Origin of the sequence: Burkholderia sp. ABCPW 11 (assembly GCF_001523445.1) — a bacterium.
Lineage (GTDB): Bacteria > Pseudomonadota > Gammaproteobacteria > Burkholderiales > Burkholderiaceae > Burkholderia.
On sequence record NZ_LOVM01000030.1, the window covers coordinates 37,649 to 63,411 of the forward strand.

24 protein-coding genes are annotated in these 25,763 nt (G+C 69.5%); 9 read left to right on the top strand and 15 right to left on the bottom strand.

The features are described 5' to 3' along the window. Positions 1–223: 223 nt before the first annotated feature. On the top strand, positions 224–1,246 hold the full coding sequence (locus tag WS61_RS11520; RefSeq protein WP_095211697.1) for a serine/threonine protein kinase: 1,023 nt from the start codon (positions 224–226) through the stop codon (positions 1,244–1,246). 79 nt (positions 1,247–1,325) lie between these two features. On the opposite strand, the gene WS61_RS11525 is transcribed toward WS61_RS11520, so the two are convergent. Next, positions 1,326–2,768: a coniferyl aldehyde dehydrogenase gene (locus WS61_RS11525; protein WP_059500596.1), complete on the bottom strand. Its 1,443-nt coding sequence runs from the start codon at positions 2,766–2,768 to the stop codon at positions 1,326–1,328. A gap of 725 nt (positions 2,769–3,493) precedes the next feature. Between WS61_RS11525 and WS61_RS11535 the strand changes: the two genes are divergently transcribed. Beyond that, positions 3,494–5,134 (top strand): GMC family oxidoreductase, encoded by a 1,641-nt coding sequence (locus WS61_RS11535; RefSeq protein ID WP_059500598.1) that lies wholly within the window; start codon positions 3,494–3,496, stop codon positions 5,132–5,134. Between the two features lie 27 nt (positions 5,135–5,161). On the opposite strand, the gene WS61_RS11540 is transcribed toward WS61_RS11535, so the two are convergent. The 6 genes from WS61_RS11540 to fliF are packed head-to-tail and all read right to left on the bottom strand — an operon-like array spanning position 5,162 to position 11,966. Then, positions 5,162–6,514, bottom strand: a complete 1,353-nt coding sequence (locus tag WS61_RS11540; protein ID WP_059500599.1) for a flagellar hook-length control protein FliK — start codon at positions 6,512–6,514, stop codon at positions 5,162–5,164. 31 nt (positions 6,515–6,545) lie between these two features. Next, positions 6,546–7,004: a flagellar export protein FliJ gene (fliJ, locus tag WS61_RS11545; protein WP_059500600.1), complete on the bottom strand. Its 459-nt coding sequence runs from the start codon at positions 7,002–7,004 to the stop codon at positions 6,546–6,548. A 5-nt stretch (positions 7,005–7,009) separates the two neighbouring features. Beyond that, entirely contained in the window at positions 7,010–8,509 is a 1,500-nt protein-coding gene (gene fliI, locus WS61_RS11550) for a flagellar protein export ATPase FliI (protein ID WP_373557118.1), read from the bottom strand. Positions 8,510–8,541: 32 nt separating this feature from the next. Further along, the gene (gene fliH / locus WS61_RS11555; RefSeq protein WP_059500602.1) at positions 8,542–9,225 is read right to left on the bottom strand and encodes a flagellar assembly protein FliH; all 684 of its coding nucleotides are present in this window, start codon (positions 9,223–9,225) and stop codon (positions 8,542–8,544) included. After that, positions 9,218–10,213: a flagellar motor switch protein FliG gene (fliG, locus tag WS61_RS11560; RefSeq protein WP_034208648.1), complete on the bottom strand. Its 996-nt coding sequence runs from the start codon at positions 10,211–10,213 to the stop codon at positions 9,218–9,220. Before fliG ends, fliH begins: the two co-directional genes overlap by 8 nt. Continuing rightward, positions 10,203–11,966 carry a flagellar basal-body MS-ring/collar protein FliF gene (fliF, locus tag WS61_RS11565; protein WP_059500603.1) on the bottom strand — a complete coding sequence of 588 codons (1,764 nt, stop codon included), beginning with the start codon at positions 11,964–11,966 and terminating at the stop codon, positions 10,203–10,205. Before fliF ends, fliG begins: the two co-directional genes overlap by 11 nt. Positions 11,967–12,214: 248 nt before the next feature. Between fliF and fliE the strand changes: the two genes are divergently transcribed. The 6 genes from fliE to WS61_RS11595 all read left to right on the top strand — a co-directional run bounded on the left by fliE (position 12,215) and on the right by WS61_RS11595 (position 16,383). After that, positions 12,215–12,559 (top strand): flagellar hook-basal body complex protein FliE, encoded by a 345-nt coding sequence (gene fliE, locus WS61_RS11570; RefSeq protein ID WP_034208646.1) that lies wholly within the window; start codon positions 12,215–12,217, stop codon positions 12,557–12,559. A gap of 244 nt (positions 12,560–12,803) precedes the next feature. After that, complete coding sequence (gene fliS / locus WS61_RS11575) at positions 12,804–13,238, top strand: flagellar export chaperone FliS (protein WP_059500604.1); 435 nt, start codon at positions 12,804–12,806, stop codon at positions 13,236–13,238. Next, entirely contained in the window at positions 13,235–13,567 is a 333-nt protein-coding gene (locus WS61_RS11580; protein ID WP_059500605.1) for a flagellar protein FliT, read from the top strand. Before fliS ends, WS61_RS11580 begins: the two co-directional genes overlap by 4 nt. Positions 13,568–13,719: 152 nt before the next feature. Beyond that, positions 13,720–15,066 carry a flagellar hook-length control protein FliK gene (locus WS61_RS11585; RefSeq protein ID WP_059500606.1) on the top strand — a complete coding sequence of 449 codons (1,347 nt, stop codon included), beginning with the start codon at positions 13,720–13,722 and terminating at the stop codon, positions 15,064–15,066. Beyond that, positions 15,063–15,380 carry an EscU/YscU/HrcU family type III secretion system export apparatus switch protein gene (locus tag WS61_RS11590; RefSeq protein ID WP_059500607.1) on the top strand — a complete coding sequence of 106 codons (318 nt, stop codon included), beginning with the start codon at positions 15,063–15,065 and terminating at the stop codon, positions 15,378–15,380. Before WS61_RS11585 ends, WS61_RS11590 begins: the two co-directional genes overlap by 4 nt. A 268-nt stretch (positions 15,381–15,648) precedes the next feature. Next, positions 15,649–16,383: a PepSY-associated TM helix domain-containing protein gene (locus WS61_RS11595; protein ID WP_059500608.1), complete on the top strand. Its 735-nt coding sequence runs from the start codon at positions 15,649–15,651 to the stop codon at positions 16,381–16,383. Between the two features lie 55 nt (positions 16,384–16,438). Here WS61_RS11595 and WS61_RS11600 read toward each other — a convergent pair whose 3' ends face one another. The 8 genes from WS61_RS11600 to WS61_RS11635 form a co-directional block, all read right to left on the bottom strand. Further along, a complete protein-coding gene (locus WS61_RS11600) occupies positions 16,439–17,464 on the bottom strand; it encodes an XdhC family protein (RefSeq protein ID WP_034208640.1) in 1,026 nt (341 codons plus the stop codon). Positions 17,465–17,721: 257 nt separating this feature from the next. Next, positions 17,722–19,128 (bottom strand): amino acid permease, encoded by a 1,407-nt coding sequence (locus tag WS61_RS11605; RefSeq protein WP_059500609.1) that lies wholly within the window; start codon positions 19,126–19,128, stop codon positions 17,722–17,724. Between the two features lie 219 nt (positions 19,129–19,347). Beyond that, positions 19,348–20,004, bottom strand: coding sequence for a response regulator transcription factor RqpR (gene rqpR / locus WS61_RS11610; RefSeq protein WP_059500610.1), 657 nt, complete (start codon positions 20,002–20,004; stop codon positions 19,348–19,350). 7 nt (positions 20,005–20,011) lie between these two features. Continuing rightward, on the bottom strand, positions 20,012–20,827 hold the full coding sequence (gene rqpS, locus WS61_RS11615; protein WP_059500611.1) for a quorum system sensor histidine kinase RqpS: 816 nt from the start codon (positions 20,825–20,827) through the stop codon (positions 20,012–20,014). A gap of 415 nt (positions 20,828–21,242) precedes the next feature. Further along, entirely contained in the window at positions 21,243–22,013 is a 771-nt protein-coding gene (locus WS61_RS11620; RefSeq protein ID WP_059500612.1) for a ferredoxin--NADP reductase, read from the bottom strand. A 306-nt stretch (positions 22,014–22,319) separates the two neighbouring features. After that, positions 22,320–23,135 (bottom strand): endonuclease/exonuclease/phosphatase family protein, encoded by an 816-nt coding sequence (locus WS61_RS11625; RefSeq protein ID WP_034208635.1) that lies wholly within the window; start codon positions 23,133–23,135, stop codon positions 22,320–22,322. A 5-nt stretch (positions 23,136–23,140) separates the two neighbouring features. Next, positions 23,141–23,626: a hypothetical protein gene (locus WS61_RS11630; protein ID WP_059500613.1), complete on the bottom strand. Its 486-nt coding sequence runs from the start codon at positions 23,624–23,626 to the stop codon at positions 23,141–23,143. Between the two features lie 146 nt (positions 23,627–23,772). Beyond that, the gene (locus WS61_RS11635) at positions 23,773–24,492 is read right to left on the bottom strand and encodes a nitroreductase (protein WP_059500614.1); all 720 of its coding nucleotides are present in this window, start codon (positions 24,490–24,492) and stop codon (positions 23,773–23,775) included. 249 nt (positions 24,493–24,741) lie between these two features. Between WS61_RS11635 and WS61_RS11640 the strand changes: the two genes are divergently transcribed. Next, a complete protein-coding gene (locus tag WS61_RS11640; RefSeq protein WP_034208632.1) occupies positions 24,742–25,722 on the top strand; it encodes an AAA family ATPase in 981 nt (326 codons plus the stop codon). Positions 25,723–25,763 lie beyond the last annotated feature (41 nt).

Genomic DNA, 25,763 nt, shown 5'->3' on the forward strand with positions numbered 1-25,763 from the left:
CCCAAGGGGACTTCCTTCGGGCGCGTGCAAGAAGAGAGGAGGTGCAATAGCCGTAGCTATTGCAACGACGAACGACGCCGCCCTGCGGGCGGAAAGGCGCGTTCCCCCGTTTGGAGAAATTCATCCATGGGGGCCAGCGCAAGTCCGTTGTTAGCGTGAACAGGCCCTGGCGCATCGCGCCGGACGCTCGTCTTTCGGCCCGGGTGGCGGCACAATGCGGGGCATGACAGACGCCACTTCCGCTCCCGCTTCTCCCGCCAACCCGCCGTTCGCCGGCCTCACGCCCGAATGCGTGCTCGACGCGCTCGACAGCGTGCTGATGCCGGCCGGCCTGCGCACCGACGGGCGCCTGCTCGCCCTCAACAGCTACGAAAACCGCGTCTACCAGGTCGGTATCGAAGACGGCCCGCCGGTCGTCGCGAAGTTCTATCGCCCGGCGCGCTGGTCGGACGACGCGATTCTCGAAGAACATGCGTTCGTCGCCGAACTCGCCGCGCGCGAGATTCCGGCGGTGCCCGCGCGATCGTTCGACGGCCATACGCTGCACGCGTTCGACGGTTTCCGCTTCTCGATCTTCGAGCGGCGCGGCGGCCGCGCCCCCAATCTCGACCGCAGCGACACGCTCGAATGGCTCGGTCGCTTCATCGGCCGCATTCATGCGGTCGGCGCGACGCAGCCGTATGTCGCGCGTCCCGTGCTGGACATCGATACGTTCGGCTACGAGCCGCGCGACTATCTGCTCGCGCACGATTTCATTCCGGATGACGTAAGAGCGGCGTACGCGAGCGCGGTCGCGCTCGCGCTCGAAGGCGTCGAGGCCGCGTTCGAGCGCGCCGGAGAGATCCGCCTGCTGCGCACGCACGGCGACTGTCATCCGAGCAACGTTCTGTGGACCGATGCCGGCCCGCATTTCGTCGACTTCGACGACAGCCGGATGGCGCCGGCCGTGCAGGATCTGTGGCTGCTGCTGCCGGGCGATCGCGAAGGCGCGTCGCGCGCGCTGGCGGACCTGCTCGCCGGCTACGAGGATTTCTGCGAATTCGAGCCGCGCGAGCTGCATCTGGTCGAAGCGCTGCGCACGCTGCGGCTGATCCACTATGCGGCGTGGCTCGCGCGGCGCTGGGACGACCCCGCGTTTCCGGCTGCCTTCCCGTGGTTCAACACGCATCGTTACTGGGAAGCACGCGTGCTCGAATTGCGCGAGCAAATCGGCGCGATGCAGGAGGGGCCGCTCTGGCCGGTGTGACGGCTGCGTGCGCGGCATGGATGCCGCGCGTCGGGCCCGCAACGGCCGCGACGCGATGCGTGCGTGCGGCCCGGCCGGCTCAGAATTTCAGCATCAGCTTGATCAGTGCGGCGAAGCGTTTGCCGTACGGCGGCGCGAGCAGGTTGCGTGCGTTCAGCCGCGCCTGCGTGAGCACCGGCTTCATCTTCGAGAACGTCACGAAGCCGTCGTAGCCGTGATACGCGCCCATGCCGCTCGCACCGACGCCGCCGAACGGCAGGCTGCCGCACGCGATGTGCATCAGCGTTTCGTTGATCGATACGCCGCCCGAGACCGTTTCGCGCATCACGCGGTCGATCGTGCCGCGATCCTCGTCGAACAGGTACAGCGCGAGCGGACGCGGGCGCGCATTGACGTACGCGATCGCCTCGTCGAGCCGCTCGTACGGCACGAGCGGCAGCAGCGGCCCGAAGATCTCTTCCTGCATCAGCGACGACGCGGCCGGCACCTGCGTGACCGCGCACGGTACGAAGCGGCGCGACGCGGGATCGGACTGCGCGTCGGACAGCGGATGCAATTGCGCGCCGGCTGCCTGCGCGTCGCTCGCGAGTTGCTGCAGGCGTGCGTAGTGACGCGGCGACACGATCGTCGTGTAGTCGCCGTTGGCCGCCAGGTCCGGATACAGCTTCGCGAAGCGGGTCCGCGCGCGTTCGATGAACGCGCCTTCCATCCCGCGCGGCAGCAGCACGTAGTCGGGCGCGATGCAGGTCTGGCCGGCGTTCAGCGTCTTGCCGGCGACGATCGCGTCGACGGCCGCGTCGAAGCGCGCATTCGGGCCGACGATCGCCGGCGACTTGCCGCCGAGCTCGAGCGTGACGGGCGTGAGGTTGTCGGCGGCCGCGCGCATCACGTGGCGGCCGACGTGCGTCGAGCCGGTGAACAGCAGATGGTCGAACGGCAGCGCGCTGAATGCGGCGCCGACTTCCGCGTCGCCGTTCACGACCGCGACGTGGTCGCGCGCGAAGGTCTTGCCGATGAGCTGCTCGAACAGCGCCGACGTGCGCGGCGTCAGTTCGGACATCTTGACGATCGCGCGGTTGCCGGCGGCGAGCGCGCAGATCAGCGGGCCCGCCGCGAGCAGCACCGGGTAGTTCCACGGCACGACGATGCCGACCACGCCGAGCGGTTGCGGTATCACCTTCGCGCGCGCCGGGCGCAGCCACTTGTTCATCGGCTTGCGGATCGGCTTCATCCAGCGCTTGCCGTGCTTCAGCGCGTCGTCGATCTCTTCCTTCGCCATCCAGATTTCCGACAGCAGCACTTCCTGTTTCGCGCGATGGCCGAAATCGGCGCTGATCGCGTCGGCGAGCGCATCCGCGTGGTCGATCAGCATCGTGCGCAGCGCGCGCAGGTGCTGCGCACGCGTGTCCCATGCCGGGTACGGTGCGCGCAGGTACGCCGCGCGCTGGTCGTGCAGCAGCGACGTCAGCGCATCGACCGACGGCAGTGCTTGCGGGGCCAGTTCGGGCAGGTCGTTCTTCATGTCGTCTCCTCCAGTTGGGCCTGGCCGATCGGCCGGCCGTCACGCCGCACGCGCACGCTCGGCGAGCGCGGCGACGCGGATCGGGTGATGCGTGTCGCGCGGCACGGGGCCGGATGCGACGGGTGCTCGAAAACCGGTTGCGGTACGCGGCGGGCGTCGTATCCGCGCGACGGTGCGCGCGCCCGAAAATCGTGCCGCACGGCCCGCGCGCGCGACCCGATACGGTGACGAGCGGGCACGCGATGCCGTCTTGCGATCGTCTGCCGGTGCACCGCAGCAGGGCAATGCGACGCGTATGCGATTGCGGGCCGCCGTGCATCGTGCGGCGGCGCCGACACACCGTCCAAACGGTCGGCGACGACACGCGCCGTTCGATTTCGACCGACCGCACGCATGACGCCGTGCATCGTCGCGCGGGCCGTCGTTTGAAATGAAATGCGGGCCGCGCGCGCGACCTCGGGATCACCCGGTCGACACGCGGCCTGCAGAATCGGGCGCTGCATCGTCGTTCCTCCCGTTTCGCGACGAATCGGCTTCTCGTGGCCGGTGCATCGCGCGAAGCGTATCGGTACATCTTAAATTTAGTTCACGCGGGCGTTTAGAGGAATCGCTCTTGAATCCGCGCGCCGCGCACGCGACGGCCATTCCTACAATGCCCGAACACAAGAGGAGACGCGGTCGCGCGGCGGTGCCGGGCGCCTTCCATGACACGACGGAGACGTGACATGCAATACGACTACATCATCGTCGGCGGCGGTTCGGGCGGCTCGAGCCTCGCCGGCCGTCTCGCCGATGCCTGCCCCGATGCGACGATCGCGCTGATCGAGGCCGGCTCGCATACGGAGCGCAACCTGCTCGTCAACATGCCGGTCGGCATCGCGGCGCTGGTGCCGTTCAAGCTGGGCACCAACTACGGCTACGAGACGGTGCCGCAGCCGGGCCTCGGCGGGCGGCGCGGCTATCAGCCGCGCGGGCGCGGGATGGGCGGCTCGAGCGCGATCAACGCGATGATCTACACGCGCGGCCACCCGGGCGACTACGACGAATGGGCGCAGCTCGGCGCGACGGGCTGGGGCTGGCAGGACGTGCTGCCGTATTTCCGCCGCGCGGAAGGCAACGAGCGCGGCGCCGACGCGTGGCACGGCGCGGACGGCCCGCTGTCGGTGTCGGATCTGCGCTTTCGCAATCCGTTCTCCGAACGATTCATCCAGGCCGCGCACGCAGCCGGCTATCCGCTGAACGACGACTTCAACGGCGCGAAGCAGGAAGGCGTCGGCTTCTATCAGGTCACGCATCGCGACGGCTCGCGCTGCAGCGTGGCGCGCGCGTACATCTACGGCCGCAACCGGCCGAACCTGCACGTGATCACCGATGCGACGGCGCTGCGCGTCGGGTTCGACGGCAAGCGCGCGGTCGGCGTCGTCGTGTCGCGCAACGGGCGGATCGAGACGCTCGGCGCGCGCGCGGAAGTGATCCTGTCGGCCGGTGCGTTCAATTCGCCGCAACTGCTGATGTGTTCGGGGATCGGCCCGGCGGAGCAATTGCGCCGGCACGGGATCGCGGTCGTGCAGGATGCGCCGGACGTCGGCACGAACCTGATCGATCACATCGACTTCATCATCAACACGCGCGTGAATTCGTCGGAGCTGGTCGGCGTGTGCCTGCGCGGCATCGCGAAGATGACGCCGGCGCTCGCTCGCTATTTCTCGAGCCGCACGGGGATGATGACGAGCAACGTCGCGGAGGCCGGCGGCTTCATCAAGAGCGATCCGTCGCTCGAGCGTCCCGACCTGCAACTGCATTTCTGCACGGCGCTCGTCGACGATCACAACCGCAAGATGCACTGGGGTTTCGGCTATTCGCTGCACGTGTGCGCATTGCGGCCGTTCAGCCGCGGCACGGTCGCGCTCGCGAGCGGCGACGCGCGCGACGCGCCGCTGATCGATCCGCGCTTCTTCAGCGATTCGCGCGATCTCGACCTGCTGGTGCGCGGCGCGCAGGCGATGCGGCGCATCCTGTCGCAGGCGCCGCTCGCGTCGCAGGGCGGGCGCGAGTTGTACACGCGGCCGGACCAGAGCGAAGCGGAGCTGCGCGCGACGATCGTCGCGCATGCGGACACGATCTATCACCCGGTCGGCACCTGCCGGATGGGCGCCGATGCGCGCGCGGTCGTCGATCCGCAACTGCGCGTGCGCGGCGTCGACGCGCTGCGCGTGGTGGATGCGTCGGTGATGCCGACGCTGATCGGCGGGAACACGAATGCGCCGTCGGTGATGATCGGCGAACGCGCGGCCGACTTCATCGTCGCGGCGCGTCGGGGCGGCGTGCCGCGCGGCGAGGCGGCGGCCGCGGTGCACGGCCGCTAGATGCGGCGCGCACGGCGGCGGTCATGCTCAGGCAAACGTATCCACGAGGCCGGCGCGGCTCGCGCGTGCGGCGACCGGTGCGGATGGCGCGGCGTCGGCGGGTGCATCGACGGCTGACGGTCCGCCGTTCCCGCGTCGCGACGACTGGCCGCCGGCGAAGGCCTGCTGCGGGTTGGGCTGCTGTTGCGAGGCGAGGCCGCCGTCGCTGACGGTCGCGCTGCCGAGCCCGAGCCCGCCCGCTTCCATCGCCTCGCGCAGCTTCGGCAGCGCGGCTTCGACCGCATCGCGCACCTGAGCGTGCTGCGACACGAACAGCGCGTGCGCGTGATTGTCCGCGACGCGCAGCACGACCTGCAGCGGCCCGAGATCGGGCGGGTTGAGCGTCAGCTCGGCGCTCTGCTGGTGCGCATTCGACAGGAACACCACTTTCTGGCTCAGCGCATCCGTCCAGTCGGCCGTGCCGACGTGCGGTGCGAGCACGTGCGCGTTGGCGGCGGCGATCGCGCCGGCGGCCGGCGACAGTTGCAGGTTCGCCTGCGCGGCGGCGGCGGCCGTTGCGCCGGCCGCGAGCGTCGCGCTGGCGGCCGGGTCCGTCGCGTTGCCGGCCGCCGCGAGCGCGTGCTGGGTGCCGGATTGCGCATTCGCGTCGGCCTGCAGCGTTTGCGGCGTGACCTGAGCCGGCGTCGGCTGGGAGGCGAGCGCGCCTTTCGCGTCGGCGAGCGTGCGGTCGAAGGTCGGCACTTTCGGCGTCAGCGGCGCGGCGGCGTTCGACGCGGTCGCTGCCGGCGCCGTCGGCGCGGTGGAGGCGGCCGAGCCGGTCGCCGGCATCGCGATCGCGCCACCCGTCAGCCTGGCGAGCGTCGCTTGCAGCGCGTCGCGGCTCGATGCCGGGTCGCTCGGCTCGGTGGCCGCGTCCTGGGTTGCGTGGCTGGCGAGCATCGCCGTGGCGTCCGGCTGGCCGGACACGGCCGTCTTTTGCGTCGTGGCAGCGGCGGCAGCGGCGCTCGCCGCGTCGGCCGGCGTCGCAGGGTCCGGGCGTGCCTGCAGTTGCGCCTGTACGGCGGCGGCCGCGAGTGCTGCGGCATCGGGGTTGGCGGCGGCGTTCGCGGTCGTATCGTCGGTCGCGTCGTCGTCGTTCGTGCCGGACGGCTTCGCGCCGGCGGCCGGCTTAGACGAAACCTGTTGGGTCGACACGTCCGGTGTACCGGCGTTGGCCGTATCGCCGCGCGTGGCGACGCTTTGCTTCAGCGTCTGCGCGAACGGCACGGCGCTCGCGGTGGCCGACGCATCGCCGGCGGCGGACGCACCCGAGCCGCGGGCGGCCTTGAGTGCGGCGCCGGCGGTGTCGAGCAGCGCACCGAGCAGGGGCAGGGGAGGCATGGCGGTTCTCTCGTTCGAATGCGGTGGTCGGTTACGACGAACGGGCCGCGTCGGCCCGCATGCGCAGGATCTTCGCGGCGTGTTCGTCGGCGTCGCGCTGTTCGCGCCGGGCGTCGCGCTGCGCTGCCTGCGCGATGCCGCGCGCCTGCAGGATTTCATACGAGCCGACGGTACGTTTCTTCTGCTGCCAGTTCGGGCGCGCCTCGTCGATGCGGACTTCGGCCGCGGCGAGCACGGTGCGTTGCTGCGCGATCGCCGCATCGAGCGTGTCGATGAACGCCTGGAAATTGCGCCAGTTGCCGGCCGGCATCCCGCTCTGCGCCGATTGCGCGAAGCGCGCGTGATATTCGTCGCGATAGCGCAGCAGCGCGTCGAGCTGTTCGGCCGCCGCGGTGCGATCGCGCTGCGCGGTGCCGAGCTGCTTCGCGGCCGAATCGAGGTCCTCCTGCGCGCGCTCGAGCAGCAACTGAAGGGGAAAGCCGTGGGCCATCGGGATCAGCCTCCGTAAGCGTCGAACAGCGCATCGAGCGCGCTGAGGCTCGATGCGAACGGCGCACATTCGCGAAAGCCCTGCTGCAGGAATGCCTCGATGCGCGGGTAGAGTGCGATCGCGCGGTCGAGTTGCGCGTCGCGGCCGGGTGCGTAGGCGCCGACGGCGATCAGGTCGCGATTGCGCTGGTAGCGCGACAGCATCTGCTTGAACTGCCGCACGTGGTCGAGATGCGTTTCGTCGATCAGTGCGGTCATCGCGCGGCTGATCGACGCCTCGATATCGATCGCGGGATAGTGGCCGGCCTCGGCGAGCGCACGCGACAGCACGATGTGGCCGTCGAGGATCGCGCGCGCCGAATCCGCGATCGGGTCCTGCTGGTCGTCGCCTTCGGTCAGCACCGTGTAGAACGCGGTGATCGAGCCGCCGCCTTCGGGCCCGTTGCCGGTGCGCTCGACGAGCGCGGGCAGCTTCGCGAACACCGACGGCGGATAGCCTTTCGTCGCGGGCGGCTCGCCGATCGCCAGCGCGATCTCGCGCTGCGCCATCGCGTAGCGCGTGAGCGAATCCATCAGCAGCAGCACGTGCTTGCCCTGATCGCGGAAATACTCGGCGAGCGACGTCGCGTACGCGGCGCCCTGCATTCGCAGAAGCGGCGACACGTCGGCTGGGGCCGCGACGACGACCGAGCGCGCGAGCCCGTCCTCGCCGAGGATCTGTTCGATGAATTCCTTTACTTCGCGGCCGCGTTCGCCGATCAGGCCGATCACGATCACTTCCGCGCTCGTGTAGCGCGCCATCGTGCCGAGCAGCACCGACTTGCCGACGCCTGAGCCCGCGAACAGGCCCATCCGCTGGCCGCGGCCGACGGTGAGCAGCGCGTTGATCGCGCGCACGCCGACGTCGAGCACGTGATGGATCGGCTCGCGATCGAGCGGGTTGATCGACGGCGCCGACAGCGGCGCGTCGACCTTCGACGCGAGCGGGCCAAGGCCGTCGAGTGGGCGGCCCGACGCGTCGACGACGCGCCCGAGCATCTCCCAGCCGACCGGCAGCCGCTTCGCACCCGCGAGGGGATCGGTGACGGGCGCGCTTTCGCGCGGCCACACGCGTGCGCCGGGCAGGACGCCGGCGACGTCGGTGGTCGGCATCAGGAACAGGCGGTCGCCGGCGAAACCGACGACTTCGGCTTCCGCGTGCGACAGCGTGCTGCCGGGCGGCAGTTCGATCGTGCATTCGGCGCCGACCGACAGGCGCAGCCCGATCGCCTCGAGCACGAGGCCGGCCGCGCGCGTGAGGCGTCCGCATGGCCGCAGCGGCAACGCGTGGTGGCTGCGCGCGGCGAGCCCGTTCAGGTGCGTGCGCCAGTGTGCGAGATGCGGATTGTGCGGCGCGCGCGGGGCGGCGGCCGAGGCCGCTGGATGCGGCGCGGTGTCGTGGGCGGGATCGTGCGCGGCCGCCGGCCCGAACGACGCGAGCGCGAGCTCGCGTTCGAGCGGCGTCATGCCGTCGTGCGCGAGCGCGTCGGGCAAGCGCGTCACCACGTGCTCACCTTGCCGATCGCGGCGGCGACGCGCTGCCAGCGGGTGGGCAGCGTTGCGTCGACCTCGCCGGTCGCGGCGTGCGCGCGACAGCCGCCGCGCTCGATCGACGCGTCGGTGCGCACGTTCCAGCCGAGCGTGTCGAGCTCGTCCTGCAGATACGCTTCGACGACGGGCAGGTCGGCCGGATTCACTGCGAGATGCGGCGCGCCGGACAGCGCGGGCTCGGCCGCGAGCACGTCGCGCACGGCCGCGACCAGCGCGGCCGGGTCGTGCTTCACGTGCTGGCGCACGACCTGCTGCGCGATGTCGAGCGCGAGTTGCGCGAGCTCGGACGCGAGATCGTGTTCGACCGCCGATACGGCTTCGCGGAACGACGCGGCGAGCGCCGCGAGCTGCGCGGCCTGTTCGCGGGCATCGGCCTGGCCAGCCTCGAAGCCCTGTTCGCGGCCCTGCTCGAAACCGGCCTGGTAGCCGAGCGCCTGGCCTTCGACGTGGCCGGCCGCATGGCCTTCGGCGTGCGCGGCGTCGCGCACGCGCTGCAGTTCCTCGGCGAGCGCGGCGGCCGCCGCCGCCGCGTCGTCGGGCGGCGGCGGGGGCGGCGGCGGGTCGAACGACGCCATCTCCCACCGCTGGTACGCGGTGAGGGTGCCCACGCGATCGCTCGCCGAATCAGACATACGCGTCTTCCGCCTTGCCGCCGATCGCGATCTGGCCGCTCTCGGCGAGGTTGCGCACGATCTGCAGGATGCGGCGCTGCTGCGTCTCGACTTCGGACACGCGCACCGGGCCGCGCGCGTCGAGATCCTCGGCGAGAAGCTCGGCCGCGCGCTGCGACATGTTCGCCAGGAACTTCTGGCGCAGCGCCGGCGGCGCACCCTTGAGCGCGACGATCAGCGTTTCCGACTCGACTTCCTTCAGCACCATCTGGATCGCGCGGTCCTCGAGGTCGAGCAGGTTCTCGAACACGAACATCTGGTCGATGATCTTCTGCGCGAGATCGGCGTCGTACTGGCGCACGCTTTCGAGCACGCCTTCCTCGTGCACGCTCGTCATGAAGTTCAGGATCTCGGCCGCCGTGCGGATGCCGCCCATCGGGCTGCGCTTCAGGTTGTCGCTGCCGGACAGCAGGCCCGTGAGCACGTCGTCGAGCTCGCGCAGCGCGGCCGGCTGGATGCCGTCGAGCGTCGCGATCCGCAGCAGTACGTCGTTACGCAGCCGTTCGGTGAAGCACGACGCGATTTCCGAGGCCTGGTCGCGGTCGAGGTGCACGAGGATCGTCGCGATGATCTGCGGGTGCTCGTTCTTGATCAGTTCGGCCACCGCGCCCGAATCCATCCATTTGAGGCCTTCGATGCCGCTCGTGTCGCTGCCCTGCAGGATGCGGTCGATCAGCACGCCGGCCTTGTCCTCGCCGAGCGCCTTCGTCAGCACCGAGCGGATGTACTCGCTCGAATCGAGCGACAGCGCGGTGTGCTGCTCGGCTTCCTTCACGAACTCCTGCAGCACGTCCTCGACCTGCTCGCGCGTGACGTTCTTCAGCGCGGCCATCGCGGCGCCGATCTTCTGGACCTCGCGCGGCGCGAGGAACTTGAATACCTGCGCGGCCTCTTCCTCGCCGATCGACATCAGCAGCAGCGCGCTCTTGGTCAAGCCTTCAGCGTTCATCGGACACCCAGTTCTTCACGACGGTGGCGACGATCTTCGGATCCTGGCGGGCGATCGTGCGCGCGTAGTCGAGGTTGCGTTCGTAGCGGTTCTTCTCGTTTTCGAAACCGAGCAGCAGCGGATCGGCTTCCTCCGCCGCCTTTTCCGGCGCGGGCAGGCCGTCGAGCGCGACCGCTTCGTCCGGCGCCGCGAGCGCCGGCGCGGGCGGCTCGGGCGGCGGGAACGCGCGGCGCATCGCCGGGCGCACGAACATGAAGTAGAGCGCCGCCGCGGCCGCCGCGATGCCGAGCCACTTCGCGGCTTCCTTCGCCATCGCGATCATGTCGGGCTGGCGCCACCACGGCAGGTCGGCGTACGGGTCGCTCGCGGTCGAGAACGCGCTGTTCACGACGTTTACCGAGTCGCCGCGCTTCGCGTCGTAGCCCATCGCGTCCTTCACGAGCTGTTCGACCTGCGCGAGCTTCGCGGGCGGCAGCGGCTGCATCGTCACGTGGCCCTTCGCGTCGGCGACCGGCTGGTAGTTGACGACGACCGCGACCGACAGCCGCTTCACGCTGCCCATCGGCTGTTCGGTATGGCGGATCGTCTTGTCGAGCTCGTAGTTGGTCGTCTGGTCCTTGCGGTCGCTGACGGGCGTCGTCTGCGGCGCGTTCTGGCCGTTGCCGGCGACGATCGGCGCGGAAGCCGGCTGCGGCGGCGTGTTCGACAGCGCGCCCGGCACGCCCGACGCGCCGCCCTGCGCGAGTTCGGTCGCGCTGCTGGTCTGCTGGCTGCGGATCGCGGCCTGCTGCGGCGTGCCGTTCGGGCCGTAGCTTTCCGACGTCTGCTCGATCTTCGAGAAATCGAGATCCGCGCTGACCTGCGAGCGCGCGTTGCCGGCGCCGAAGATCGGCGCGAGGATCGCGTCGATGCGCTTCTGCGTGTTGTGTTCGACCTGCTGCACGTACTTGAGCTGGCTCGCGTCGAGGCCGGAAGCGGAAGCGGTCTGGGTCAGCAGGTTGCCGTCCTGGTCGACGATCGTCACGTTCTTCGCCGGCATGTCGGGCACGCCGGACGACACCATCCGCGTGATCGCCTGCACCTGGCCCTCGTCGAGCACGCGGCCCGGATAGAGGTCGACGAACACCGACGCGCTCGGCGCTTCCTTGTCGCGCACGAACACCGACGGCTTCGGGATCGCGAGATGCACGCGGGCGCCGCGCACGGCGTTGATCGATTCGATGGTGCGCTGCAGCTCGCCTTCGAGCGCGCGCTGGTAGTTGATCTGCTCGGCGAACTGGCTGATGCCGAATTTCTGGTTGTCCATCAGCTCGAAGCCGACCGAGCCGCCCTTCGGCAGCCCCATCGCGGCGAGCTTCAGCCGCGTTTCGTGCACCTGGTTCGACGGCACGAGGATCGCGCCGCCGGCATCGGCGAACTTGTACGGAACGTTTGCCTGCTGGAGCGCGGCAATGATCGCGCCGCCGTCGCGGTCGGACAGGTTGCTGTACAGCACGCGGTAGTCGGGCGCCCGGCTCCACAGCACGAGCGCGGTGATCGCGGCGATCGCGAACGCGACGGCGATCACGAACGGCAGCTTCGGGTTGCCCTTCATTCGCGAGATGCCGGGAATGCGTTCGGCGAAGCCGCCCAGCCCGAAGTCCGCGCCTGCGCCGCCCGCGCCCGGCAACGCGGCGGCCGCGGCGGCGCCGGGCGCCGGGCTGAGGCCCGCGCGGGCGTCTGGGTTGATCAGCGAGTTGGCCTGCGAATCCATGCGTCGAGTTTCTCCGGAGCGGGGCGACTGAGCTCGCTCGGGCGAGCGGGCGGACAATGACACGATGCGATTATCGTGACCCGCAGCGCACTCCGATCGACCGAAAAGAGCGGGGTTTCCCCCGTACTTTCTCGGCTTTGACGCGCGCCGCGCTGCTATCCTTTTTCGCGATCCGGCATGGTGCGCGTGGTGCGGCGCCGGCGGATCGCCCGGCGCGTCCGGGTCTCTTCTCTATGTCTGGGGACAGCATGACTGCGAACGTCAGCGGAATCGGTTCGGTGTTGCAACAGATGCAGTCGATGGCCGCGCAGGCGTCCGGCGGCGTCGCGAGCCCGACGGCGGCGCTGGCCGGCTCGGGCGCGGCGACGGCCGGCACGTTCGCGAGCGCGATGAAGGCGTCGCTCGACAAGATCAGCGGCGACCAGCAGCGCGCGCTCGGCGAGGCGAAGGCGTTCGAGGTCGGCGCGCCGAACATCTCGCTGAACGACGTGATGGTCGACATGCAGAAGGCCAATATCGGCTTCCAGTTCGGGCTCCAGGTCCGCAACAAGCTAGTGAGCGCTTACAACGACATCATGCAGATGTCGGTGTGAGGCGACGGGCATCCCGGGGGCGGCTATCCGACGACGGGCATCCGGGGGCGGCTATCCGACGACGAGCATCCCGGGACGGTTCTGTGCTTGCTGAATGGGGCCGGCGGGCCGGCATCGCTTGCCCGGCGGCAGCTCCAGCGCACCTAAAGCTTTTCAAATCCCTTCCGATAACTCCGGTGAAGGCCGCGCCGTGCGACGCACGGCGGCGGTTCCCGCATAGCCAAGGCAAATAAAGGAGAAGCGCATGTTTTCCCCAGGACACGCTGGAGCCAGTGCGTACGCGCGTGTCGGCGTCGAGACCGGGGTGATGGGCGCCTCCCCGCATCGGCTGATCGCGATGCTGTACCAGGGGGCGCGGCAGGCAATCGCGCTGGCGCGCATGCATTTGCAGCAGGACAACGTAGCCGGGCGCGGCGAAGCGATCGGCAAGGCGATCCGGATCGTCGAGAGCGGCCTGCAGGCGTCGCTGAACCGCGACGCGGGCGGCGAGATCGCCGACCGGCTCGATGCGCTGTATGCGTATATCGGCCGGCGCCTGCTGGAAGCGAACGCGCAGGCGAGCGACGCGATGCTGGTCGAGGTCGACGGCTTGCTCGCGACGCTCGAGGAAGCATGGACGGGCATCGCCCCGGAAGTCGCGCGGATGGCCGCGCAACAGGTAGCGGAAGCATCACGATGAATCACAAGGCCGAATACTTCGCGCGTTACGAGGCGCTTGCCGCCGTGTCGAGCCGGATGCTGTGCGCCGCGCGCGGCGCCGACTGGAACGCGTTGCCGGGGTTGCAGGCCGAATTCATGCAGCTCGTGGACGGATTGAAGGAGGCCGATCCGGGCGTCGCGCTCGACGAATCGGATCTCGGCCGCAAGCTCGACCTGATCCGCCGCATCCTGGCCGACGACGCCGCGATCCGCGATCTCGCGAGCCCGGACATCGCGCGGCTGTCCGCGCTGTTCGAGGCGCGGCGCTCGACCCAGGTATTGACCGATCTCTATCGCGCGCGCGGGTAGGGCCGTGTTCCGGGAGGCGGGCGCCCCGGCCCGGTGCCGCACGTGGCGCGCGCCGTTCCCGCGGGCGGCACCGGCGTGCCGCGCCGGATTCGCAACGATGTGTAGCGTCCGTTTGCATATGCAAACGGACCCAAGGTGAGCAGGCTCCGATCATGACCGGTATCGACTCCGTTGCGGCCGCGCTGCTGGCGAGCCGCCTCGACAGCTTGCTGACCGGCACCGTATCGGCGCCCGCCGGCGGCGGCGCGACCTCGCAGGTCGGCACGCCGGGGGCCGGCGCGTCGTCCTCGCCGCCGGCCGGCAGCCCGCCCGCCGCGCCGCCGGCTTCCACGCAGACCGCGCTGTCCGAGGTCGGGCGCGTGCTCGACGCGATTTCGCGCTCGGGCGGCGATGCGACGCCGGCGATCGTCGGTCGGCTGCCGCTGCTGGCCGATCCCGCGGTGCTGCTCACCGATACGCCCATGCCGGCGCGCGCGTCGGCTGCGTCCGGTCCTGCGGCGTCCTCCACGCCGGCTTCGGCTGAAGCGTCGTCCGCCGCGGCGGCGCGCGAAACCGCCGTGCCGCCGCCGGTCGCGGCGTTGCGCGCGGCGCTCGCCCAGGCCGTGAGCGAAAGCGGCCTCTTCTACGAATCCCATCTCGCGCAGTGGCTGGCCGGCCAGCGTCCGCTCGCGGCGCTGCTGCGCGAACCGCAGGCGCGCCTCGCGACCGCGCTCGCGCCGGCCGACCCGGAGGCCGTTCCGCACGAGTCGACCGACGTGCTCGACGAGCTGCTCGCGCAGCGCCCGTCGCTGCCGGCCGCCGCGCGGGCGAGCGCGCCCCCGCCGGCCCAAGGCGGCGCGCCTGCGCGCGATCCCGCGCAGGCCGCGCCGGCGGCCACCCGGCAGAGCGCATCGTTGCCGCTCGACCCCGCCGATCCGCTGGCTGCACCCACCGATACGCGCTGGACGCCCGCGCGGGCCGAGTTGGCCGCCGCATCGTCCGAGCCGCAGGCGCAGCCGCTCGCGACCGTGCATCCGGCCGCCGTGCCACTCGTTCGGCAGCAGCTCGACGCACTCGCGACCGATCAGTTTCGCTGGACCGGCGAGGCGTGGCCGGGCGCGCGGCTCGACTGGACGATCGAACCCGACGAGCCGGGCCATCGCGCCCCGCGCGGCGGCGACGACCTGGGCGACGGCATCGCGTGGCGCACGCGCCTGACGCTGACGCTGCCGTCGCTCGGCACGGTCGATGCCGAACTGGTGCTGAACGGCGCGCAGCTCGTCGCGCGGCTGCGTGCGAACCAGACGGGTGCGGACCGTCTCACGCGCCACGAAGCCGCGCTGCGGCAGCGGCTCGAAGGATCGGGGCTCAGGGTCGGTGGGCTGTCGATCCGCGCGGTCGACGACGGGCCGGACGGCTTCGACCTGTTCGCCGCGCAGGCCGCCGCCGCATACGCGCGCGGCGCGGCCGGCGGCCCCGACGCGCGGGTGCCGGGCGACGATGACGAGGCGCTGCCATGAGCATGACGTCCCGCAAGCGCGCGGCCGCGCTCGTCTACGATCCGAAAGGCGGCGATGCGGCGCCGCGCGTGGTGGCGAAGGGCTACGGCGTGCTCGCCGAGATGATCGTCGCGCGCGCGCACGAGGCCGGGCTGTACGTGCATACGGCGCCGGAGATGGTGTCGCTGCTGATGCAGGTCGATCTCGACGACCGGATTCCGCCGCAGCTTTACCAGGCGGTCGCGGACCTGCTCGCGTGGCTGTACGCGCTCGATCGCGCCGACCCCGCGCCGGAGGACGCCGCGCCGCGTTTTCCGCTGCCGCCGTTGCGCTGAACGGTCAGCCGACGGGCGGGTTCTTACGAACGGCTGTCCGTGGCTTGCGGGATCGTTCTGCCGGTATTTTTCGTCTATCGTTCGTCATCTTATTGCAACGCATGCCTTCTTACGCGTTTGCGCGTACACCGGACCTCCCGCTTCGTGCGCGTACGGATTGAGCCGGCTTGCGATTTATGTAATGATATCCATTCTCATTTTCATGCTGCCCGGGCGGCGCGCACATCTTGCGCGCCGCCCGTCGTTTTGAACGAATGGATACTTTCGCGTGAACGCGCCCGAAACGATCGACCCGCCCAAGACGGGCATGCCGCGCGCCGGCGTCACCGTGCTGCACCCGGCGGGCCGCCCGCTGACCGACGACGAACTGGCCGCGCGCCGCCAGCGCTCGCGCCGCGCGACCTTCATCAAGTGGCTGCGCAAGGTGCACGGCTGGGTCGGGCTGTGGGGCGCGGTGCTCGGGCTGCTGTTCGGCGTGACGGGCGTGCTGCTGAATCACCGCGCGCCGCCGCTGAAGATTTCGACCGGCGAGCCGCAGGTCGAGGAAATGCAGATCGCGCTGCCGGATCCGGTGCCGAAGACGCCTGCCGCGATGACGAAATGGCTGCAACAGGAGCTGCATTTCGACGGCAAGCCGGGCCGCATGCGCAAGGAGCCTGCGCAGGCTGTCGCGTGGGGCGACAAGCGCGTGATGCAGCCCGAGCACTGGCAATTCGGCGTGTTCGGGCCGCACCAGAACCTGCAGGGCGAGTACTGGGTCGGCAACGGCTACGTGTCCGTGAAACGTACGGGCAACACGTTCCTGACCACGCTGAACAACCTGCATCGCGGCGTCGGGATGAATCTCGGCTGGGTGCTGCTGATGGACACGATCGCAGGCTCGCTGATCCTGCTGTCGCTGACGGGCGTGCTGCTGTGGACCGAGCTGAACAAGCGCCGTACGGTCGGCGTCGTGCTGGTGGTCGGTTCGGTTGCCGCCGCGCTGGCGGCCGGCCTGAGCTGATCGACGTTCGCGCCGGCCGGCGCCCGGCGGGAGCGTTACCGCCCGCCGCCGCCGGTCAGAGGCCGCAGGCCGCGCCGCCGTTCGCCGCGATTTCGCGTGCGGCCTTCGCGCCTTCGACCTGCAGGATCGTCGGCAGCGACACGTTGTTCTTCGCGGCGGTGATCTCCGCGAGGATCGAGATCGCGATTTCCGGCGGCGTCCGGCTGCCGATGTAGATGCCGGCCGGCCCGTGCAGCCGGGCCAGCTCCGCTTCGCTCAGATCGAATTCGCGCAGCCGCTCGCGCCGCGCCGCGTTGTTGCGTCGCGAGCCGAGCGCGCCCACGTAGAACGCGGGCGTCTTCAGCGCTTCCATCAGCGCGAGATCGTCGAGCTTCGGGTCGTGCGTGAGCGCGATCACGGCCGAACGCGCATCGAGCTTCATGTCGAGCACCGTATCGTCGGGCATCGTGCGGACGACGCGCGTGCCCGGCACGTCCCACGCGTCCGTGTATTCCTCGCGCGGATCGCAGACCGTCACCTGGTAGTCGAGCCCGACCGCGATCTGGCACAGGTAGCGCGACAACTGTCCGGCGCCGATCACGAGCATCCGGTAGCGCGGCCCGTGGATCGTCACGAGCCGTTCGCCGTCGAAGGCGAGCCCGTCGGTCGCCTGCGCGGGCGACAGCGACGCGCGGCCGGTCGCAAGCGTCATCGTGCGCGTGACGAGGCGGCCGGCCTCGACTTCCGCGCACAGCGCGGCGATTCCGCTATCGCGCGTGAGCGGTTCGAGCACGAGCTGGATCGTGCCGCCGCAAGGCAGGCCGAAGCGGTGCGCTTCTTCGGCCGTCACGCCGTACTTGAGCGCTTCCGGGCGCGCATCGGCCGCGATGCCGCTCGCATGCACGCGGGCGATCAGGTCGTCCTCGATGCACCCGCCGGACACGGAGCCGACCACCAGGCCGTCCTCGCGCACCGCGAGCATCGCGCCTTCGGGGCGCGGCGACGAGCCCCACGTCTTCACGACCGTCACGAGCAGCACGCGACGCCCTTCTTCGAGCCAGCGCGCGCTGGATTTCAGTACATCGAGATCGACGCTTTCCATCGTTTTTTCCTGTTGCCGGACGGCCCGTCGGGCGGCGCCGTCGTTCGATGGCGGGATTATGAACCGCCCGGCGCGCGCGTGCAGGCGGCGCGCCGGCCGGGCAGGCAAATCCGGAGAATCGGGCAAGAGATTGCGACGATCGGACAGCGATCGCGCGGTGGCCGAGGGTTCGGGAGAGACGGACGTGCGGAGCCGGTGCCGGCCCCGCGTGGGGTTCTCGTGATGGCGCACCGCGGAAGGCGCGCCATCACGGATGCTCAGTGCGCGTCGGGGTGGCCGTGCGCGAGCTTCGAGTGGTGCCGCGAGTACAGCGCGTAGATCGCGAGGCCGATCACGAGCCAGATGCCGAACGCGGCCCACGTGACGGGCTGCAGGTTCAGCATCAGGAACAGGCACGACGCGACCGCGAGGATCGGCACCACGGGCACGCCCGGGCAGCGGAACGCGCGCGGCAGTTCGGGGTGCGTACGGCGCAGCACGAGCACGGCGATCGACACCATCGAGAACGCCGCGAGCGTGCCGATGTTGATCAGCTCGGCGAGCACGTTGAGCGGCACCAGCGCGGCGATCAGCCCGAAGAACAGGCCGACCAGCCAGGTCGTCAGGAACGGCGTCGCGAAGCGCGGATGCACACGCGACAGCGCCGCCGGCAGCAGGCCGTCGCGCGACATCGCGAAGATGATGCGGGTCTGGCCGTAGCTCATCACGAGGATCACGGTCAGCATGCCGAGCACGGCGCCGAGGTCGATGAAGCCCGCCACCCATTTCTCGCCGGCGATCTGCAGCGCGTACGAGATCGGGTGCGAGATGCTCGCGTACTGCGCGGACGGCACGATGCCGGTCGCGACCGCGGCGACCGTCACGTACAGCACCGCGCACACCGCGAGCGACGCGATGATGCCGATCGGCAGGTCGCGCTTCGGGTTCTTCACTTCCTCGGCCGCCGACGACACCGCGTCGAAGCCGATGAACGCGAAGAACATCACGGCGGCGGCGCCGAACACGCCGTTCCAGCCGTGCGGCATGAACGGTTTCCAGTTCGCGGGCGTCACGTGGAACAGGCCGACCGCGATCACGAGCAGCACGACCGAGACCTTGATGAACACCATGATGTTGTTGATGCGGGTCGATTCGCGGATGCCGATCGACAGCAGCGTCGTGATCACGATCATCACGAGGAACGCGGGCAGGTTGAACCACGTGACGACCCCCGGCACCGCGCCGGGCGCGGCGGTGAGCACGGTCGGCAGCGTGAGCCCGAAGCCTTGCAGCAGCGACTGCAGGTAGCCCGACCAGCCGACCGACACGGCCGACGACGCGAGGCCGTACTCGAGCATCAGGTCCCAGCCGATGATCCACGCGACGAGCTCGCCGAGCGTCGCGTACGAATACGTGTAGATCGAGCCGGCGACGGGGATCGTCGACGCGAACTCCGCGTACGACAGCGCGGCGAGGCCGCACGCGATCGCGGCGATCACGAACGACAGCATCAGCGCCGGCCCGGCCTGGACGGCGCCGGTGCCGGTCAGCACGAAGATGCCGGTGCCGATGATCGCGCCGATGCCGAGGAAGGTGAGGTCGATCGCGCCGAGCGCTTTCTTGAGCCCGGCGGCTTGCGCGCCGGCGATCATGCGATCGACGTTTTTCTTGCGGAAGAGGGACATTGCGGATGAATCGCCGGCACGCGCAGGCACGGCGCGCCAACTAAGTGAAAACCCATAATTTTAGCCGATTTGGCGTACAAGCCCCGCTGCGGCGCAGCGGGGCGCCGCGAAATCGTCCGATAAAACAAGCGTTTGTGCGCGAAACGGGTGCGGTCGAGCGCGGCGCGGCCTGCGCCGGGTCGCCGGATCGGACGAATTCGAGTGGGCCGGGGGATCGGATCAGGCGCCGGCCGCGGGCGCCATGTCGACGAGCCGGTTGCTCATCACGTAGAACGTGAGTTCCGCGTTGTTCGACAGCCGCATCTTCTCGAGCAGCCGCGACCGGTACACGCTCACCGTCTTCACCGACAGCGACAGCGTGTTCGCGATATCGGTGAGCCGCTTGCCCGATGCGAGCATGCAGAGCGTCTGGTATTCGCGATCGGACAGCTTCTCGTGCGGCAGCGGTTCGTTCTCGAACGACACGTATTCGGCGAGCGCCTCGGCCATCGCGGGGCTCACGTACTTGCGGCCGGCCGCGACCTGCTGGATCGCGCCGATCATCTGCGCGGCGTTGACCGTCTTCGACAGGTAGCCGGCTGCGCCGGCCTTCAGCGCGCGCACCGCGTACTGGTCCTCGCGGTACATCGAGAACATCAGCACCGGCGTGCGCGTCAGCTTGCGCTTGAGGCGCTTGAGCACCTCGATGCCGTTCGTGTCGGGCAGCGAGATGTCGAGCAGAATCACGTCGAATTCCTGTTTGTCGACGGCGGCCATCGCGTCGCCGCCGCTCTCGGCCTCGGTCACGTCGCGCGCGACGCCGCGATCGATCAGCAACTGGCGGATCCCTTGCCGGACGATCGCGTGATCGTCCACGAGCAGGATGTTCAGGCTCATCGCGACCTCACGAAAGCGACGTGCGGCGTGCTGCGCCGGACACCGCGAGCAGCGAAGCCCACGCGAAGCGCGCGGTGACGCGCGTGCCTCGCCCGGTTGCCGGCGTGGCCGTCTCGAAGCTACCGCCGAACGCCTCACAGCGGGCGCGCATGCCGGCCAGGCCGTAGCCGTTGCGGCCGCGCCGGGCGAAACCGGTCCCATCGTCGGCGACACTCAGCGACAGATGCGTGCCGTCGGTGACGATCCGGACATCGACCGCCGTCGCGCGCGCGTGTTTCGCGACGTTCGACAGTGCCTCCTGCGCGACGCGGAACACCGCAAGCGCGCCTGCGCCGGCGAGCTGCGTCAGGCGTGCGTCGGCCGCGCACACGAAGCTCGTGCGCAGGCCGGTGCGCGCCGCATGCGTGTCGATCCACGACGCCAGCGCGCCGACCATGCCGGCGTCGAGCGCCGGCGCGGCGCGTTCGTCGATGAGCCGGCGATTCGCGTCGGTCGCGGCGTCGAGCGCCTGCTGCGCCAGCGTCAGTGCGCGCAGGCAGGCTTCCGGCGCATCGGCCGGCAGCCATGTTTGAACGTTTGCCAGTGCGAAGCGGGCGGCGGTCAATTCGGCGCCGAGCCCGTCGTGCAGCTCGCCGGCCAAATGGCGGCGGGCCGCTTCGTCGGCGGCGAGAAGCTGGGCGGAAAGTGCCGCGATCCGTGCGTCGGACGCGTCGCGTCCCGACGCTTCGTCGGCCATGGGCGGCGTAGCAGCGTAGCCGGGCATGCGCTGCCGCGACGGGAACGGGGCGTGGGCGCCCAAGGGCGCGTTAAGCGACGTATCCATGACTCTCCCTGCTGTCAGAAAGCGGTTCAGACACCGGCTGGCTGCGTGGGCTGGCTGCCGTTTCGACGACGGTCGCCGCCACGGAGTCGCTCCATGCCGAGGTAACAAAAGTTACATCTTGTAACACTTGCATCCGACCCTTCCACGCTCATCCGAACGGCAACCACGCGCGCCGAATAATATCTCAAAATTTCCGAAAAGGTCATGTCAGGCGGTCATTTAAGGGTAAATGTGAATAATCGGAATGAAGGTGTTGTAGGAAAAACACTGACACCCGACCACCCCACGATGACGTATCAAAATGTAACTATTTGAGATGGAATGGTCCCAGTTTGTTACGAATTCGCCAAGTAGGGACGAAAAAAAACCGGAGCTTTCGCTCCGGTTCTTGATGACGCGCAAATTAGGGGATCGATCAGTCCACGAACGCGCGCTCGATCACGTAGTGGCCCGGCGCGCTGTTCTTGCCTTCGACGAGGCCGGCCTGCTTCAGCAGGTCGGTCGTGTCCTTCAGCATCGCGGTGCTGCCGCACAGCATCACGCGGTCGTTTTCCGGCGAGAACGCCGGCACGCCGAGATCCGTGAACAGCTTGCCCGTTGCGATCAGGTCGGTGATCCGGCCTTCGTTGTCGAACGCTTCGCGCGTGACCGTCGGATAGTAGACGAGCTTTTCCTTGATGATGTCGCCCAGGTACTCGTGGCCGGGCAGGTCGTGCTTGATGTAGTCCATGTACGCGAGCTCGCCCTTCAGGCGGCACGTGTGGGTCAGGATCACCTTGTCGAAGCGGTCGTAGATGTCCGGATCGCGGATGATCGACATGAACGGCGCGAGGCCCGTGCCCGTCGACAGCATCCACAGCGTCTTGCCCGGCAGCAGGTTGTCGGCCACCAGCGTGCCCGTCGGCTTCTTGCCGATCAGCACCTTGTCGCCCACCTTCAGGTGTTGCAGGCGCGACGTCAGCGGGCCGTTCTGCACCTTGATGCTGAAGAATTCGAGATGCTCTTCGTAGTTCGGGCTGACGATCGAGTAGGCGCGCGCGAGCGGCTTGCCGTCGACTTCGAGGCCGACCATCGTGAATTCGCCGTTGTTGAAGCGCAGGCTCGCCTCACGGGTGCAGGTGAAGCTGAAAAGCGTGTCGGTCCAGTGATGGACGGATTGGACGGTGGCGGTGTCGTATTTGCTCATGGCTTTGAAAACGGACGCGCGTGGCGAACGCGTGTAACGGGCCCAAAAACGGGCAAAAAACCGAGTGCGACGGCCCGATCGCGGATCGGCCGGCCGGCGCGTCGGACACGCGCCTTCTCGATGACAGACGTTTGAGGAACTCGTTATTTTACCCTGTTGACGCGGATCGCGGGCTTGACCCCCGCGGCCGCGCGGATTTGGCGCAACATATCCTTTCAACGAGCTTTCATCGGTCGGCCGCCCGTTTCGCGCCGAGGCCGGCGCATTCCGGCAGCGCCGTGACCGGCGGCGCGCCCGACCGGGCAACTACTGCGGATCGAGGCGCAGGCGCGCGATGTACGGCAGATGGTCCGACAGCCATGCAGCCTCGCCGGACGGCGCGCGCCATTCGAGCGGCGTCAGGCCGCGCACGAACATCTTGTCGAGCGCGAGCGCCGGCGAGAACGCCGGGAACGTGCGGCCCGATTCGCCGAGCAGCGTCGCGACCTCGGACAGCCCGATCTCGCCGAACAGCGCGACCGAATCGTTGCGCCAGTCGTTGAAGTCGCCGGCGAGCATCAGCGGGCCGTCGCCCGCGTTGCGCACGATCCAGTGCGCGATCCAGTGCATCTGGCGCAGCCGCGCGGCGCGCGTGAGCGCGAGATGCGCGCACAGCAGCGTGACCGGGCGTGCGCCCGCGAGCGTCGCGCGCGCGACCAGCAGCCCGCGCCGCTCGAAGCGATGCGCGGAGATGTCCCAGCGGCCGCCGAGGTCGAGCGGATGCGGCGACAGGATCGCGTTGCCGTGCCGCCACGACGGCTTGAACACGTTGGGCCCGAGCGCGATCTGCCAGTCGAGCGCCTGCGCGATCTCGGTGGCCTGGCAATGCCACACGTCGTCGACCGCGTCGTCCATCGGCGCGCCGAAGCCCGGGGCGAGCATCGGGCGCGGCATGCGGCGCGCCATCGCTTCCTGCAGGAAATACACGTCGGCGTGCGTCGACTGCATCCAGTCGCGCATCGCGTTCCACGCGGTGAAGCCGAGCGGCGAGCGGCCCTTGTGCAGGTTCCAGCTGACGGCGGTGATTTCGTCGGGCGCGGCGTGCGGTTCGGCGAACGGCAGCGAGAGGGCGTCGGCGGACATGACGCTCAGTCCTTCGCGACGTGCGCGCGCACGCGGTAGACGAGATGCGGATGCTGCTCGACGAGCGTCCAGTCGGTCCAGGCGTCGCCGCCGACCGACAGGCCGGGGTGGCTCGCGACGATTTGCCGCGGCGACGCGGGCAAGCACGGATCGCCGCGCGCGTTTTCGTCGTCGAGCGTTTCCTGCACGTCGAGCCCGAGCGACACCGTGTTCGCGCTGGCATCGACGGCGAGCGGGGCGACCGTCACCGAGCGCGCGCGCTCGGTCGGCACGACGCGCGCGGCATTGCCGCAGCCCACCGGCACGGCGGCCGGATAGCGATGGGTATCGGTGCGGGACTGGCCCACGGTGGTGTTTTGCTGGAACGTGTCGATCGTCTGACCGTCGCGCACCACCTGGATTTCCCATGCGACGACGGCGGGCGCGGGGCTCTGCGCATGGGCGGCGAGCACGACGCTCGCAAGCAGGACGGCCAGGCCGTGTTTCAGCATGAAACGTCTCCGGAAACGCGGGATAGCGGGGAACGGACGCACATCTTACGCCCGATCGATTTCGGTCGCGATGTGACGGGACGTGCCGCGGCAGGTTCGCAGCACGATGCGGTCCTGCTCGACAGGTAAGGCCGCGTCATGCGTTTTCAAGCGAAAAAGCGCGTGAATTCGGCGACGCTCGCGCGCTCGGTGACGAGACGGTTCTCGATCGCGTCGGGGTCCGCATGGCCGAGCGCCATCCCGCAGACGAACTGTTCGTTCGGCGGAATGCCGAGGTGGTCGGCGACGATCCGGTGAAACGGCACGAACGCGGCCTGCGGGCAGGTATCGAGGCCGCGGGCGCGCGCGGCCGTCATCACGCCTTGCAGGAACATCCCGCAATCGAGCCACGCGCCGCGTGTCATGACCCGGTCCAGCGTGAAGAACAGCGCGACCGGCGCATCGAAGAAACGGAAATTGCGCGCGTGCTGCGCGTGCATGCGCGCCTTCTCGTCGCGGCGAATGTTCAACAGGCCGTACAGATCCCAGCCGACCTTGCGGCGCCGGTCGATATACGGCGACACCCATTCGCGCGGGTAGTAGTCGTATTCGGCGACGTATTTCTCGTCGCGCGCCGGATCGTCGTAGGCCGCGGTGAGCGCGGCGGCGAGCGCGTCGCGCGTGGCGCCCGTCGCGACGTACACGCGCCATGGCTGGATGTTGGTGCCCGACGGCGCGCGGCTCGCGGCTTCGAGGATCGCCTCGATCGTCTCGCGCGGCACGGGCGTCGGCAGGAACGCACGGACCGAACGACGCGACTTGAGCGCGGCGTCGACGGAACGGATCGCGTCGGCGTCGACGCGCGGAGAAGCAGCGGGGATGGACATCGGCAACCCTTCGGGCGAGGCGTCGGGCGAGGTGCGCAGCAGCGTGTGCGCGGCGCGCGGACGCCGTCGGCGAGCCCGGCGCGAGCCTCGTGAACTTTCGATCATACGCCGCGGCGCGCGGCCGTGCAGCGTGCGCGCGCTGTTAGCAGCAGACGCACCCGGCTGCTTGCTTGCATGGCGATGCGGGATCGCTACACTGAAATCGTAAGGGTCTGATGAGTATGTGACGGCAAGTGCAGCGAGGTAGGTATGACGACGGCGATGGTGAAACAGGAACTGGCGGTGGCGTCCTTCAGCACGGTGTACGACCTCGAGCAGGTCGAGACGGCGCTGGGCGACCTGAACGAGAGCGCAAGCGACGCACTGCGCTCGACCTACGAGAAGATGCTCAAGACGGGGAATCTGCGTTTCTGCGTGAAGCCGAACCGGATGCCGTCGTTCGACGCGCTCGGCGAAGCGTTGCCGAATTTCGGCGAGCCGCTCGATGACGTACGCAAGCAGATCGCGCTGTGTCTCGAAACGGACGACCGGCTCGAACTGATGCCGATCCTGCTGCTCGGGCCGCCCGGGATCGGCAAGACGCATTTCGCGAAGGCGCTCGCGCAGCTGCTCGGCACCGCGTACCACTACGTGCCGATGAGTTCGCTGACGGCGGGCTGGATCCTGTCGGGTGCATCGTCGCAATGGAAGAACGCGAAGCCCGGCAAGGTGTTCGACGCGCTCGTGAACGGCAGCTACGCGAACCCGGTGATCGCGGTCGACGAAATCGACAAGGCCGGCAGCGATGCGCAATACGATCCGCTCGGCGCGCTGTATGCGTTGCTCGAGCACGACACCGCGCGCGCGTTCGTCGACGAATTCGCGGAAGTGCCGATCAACGCGGGCAACGTGATCTGGATCGCGACCGCGAACGACGCGCACGCGATTCCCGAGCCGCTGCTCAACCGGATGAACGTGTACGAGATCGCGCCGCCCGATGCGGCCGGCGCGCGCCGTATCGCGCAGACGATCTACGACGAGATCCGCACGTCGCATGCGTGGGGGCGGCGCTTTCCCGATACGCTCGGCGACGACGCGCTCGACGTGCTGGCCGCGACACCGCCGCGCACGATGCGCCGCGCGCTGCTGCACGCGTTCGGCGCCGCGCGGCTCGACGGCCGCGACGCGATCGCGCCGGCCGACATCCGCGCCGACGAAGGCGCGGCGAAGCGCCGGCCGATCGGCTTCTGACGCGGCCACGCGCGCACGGCTGCGGCGTGCGCGCGTGGCAT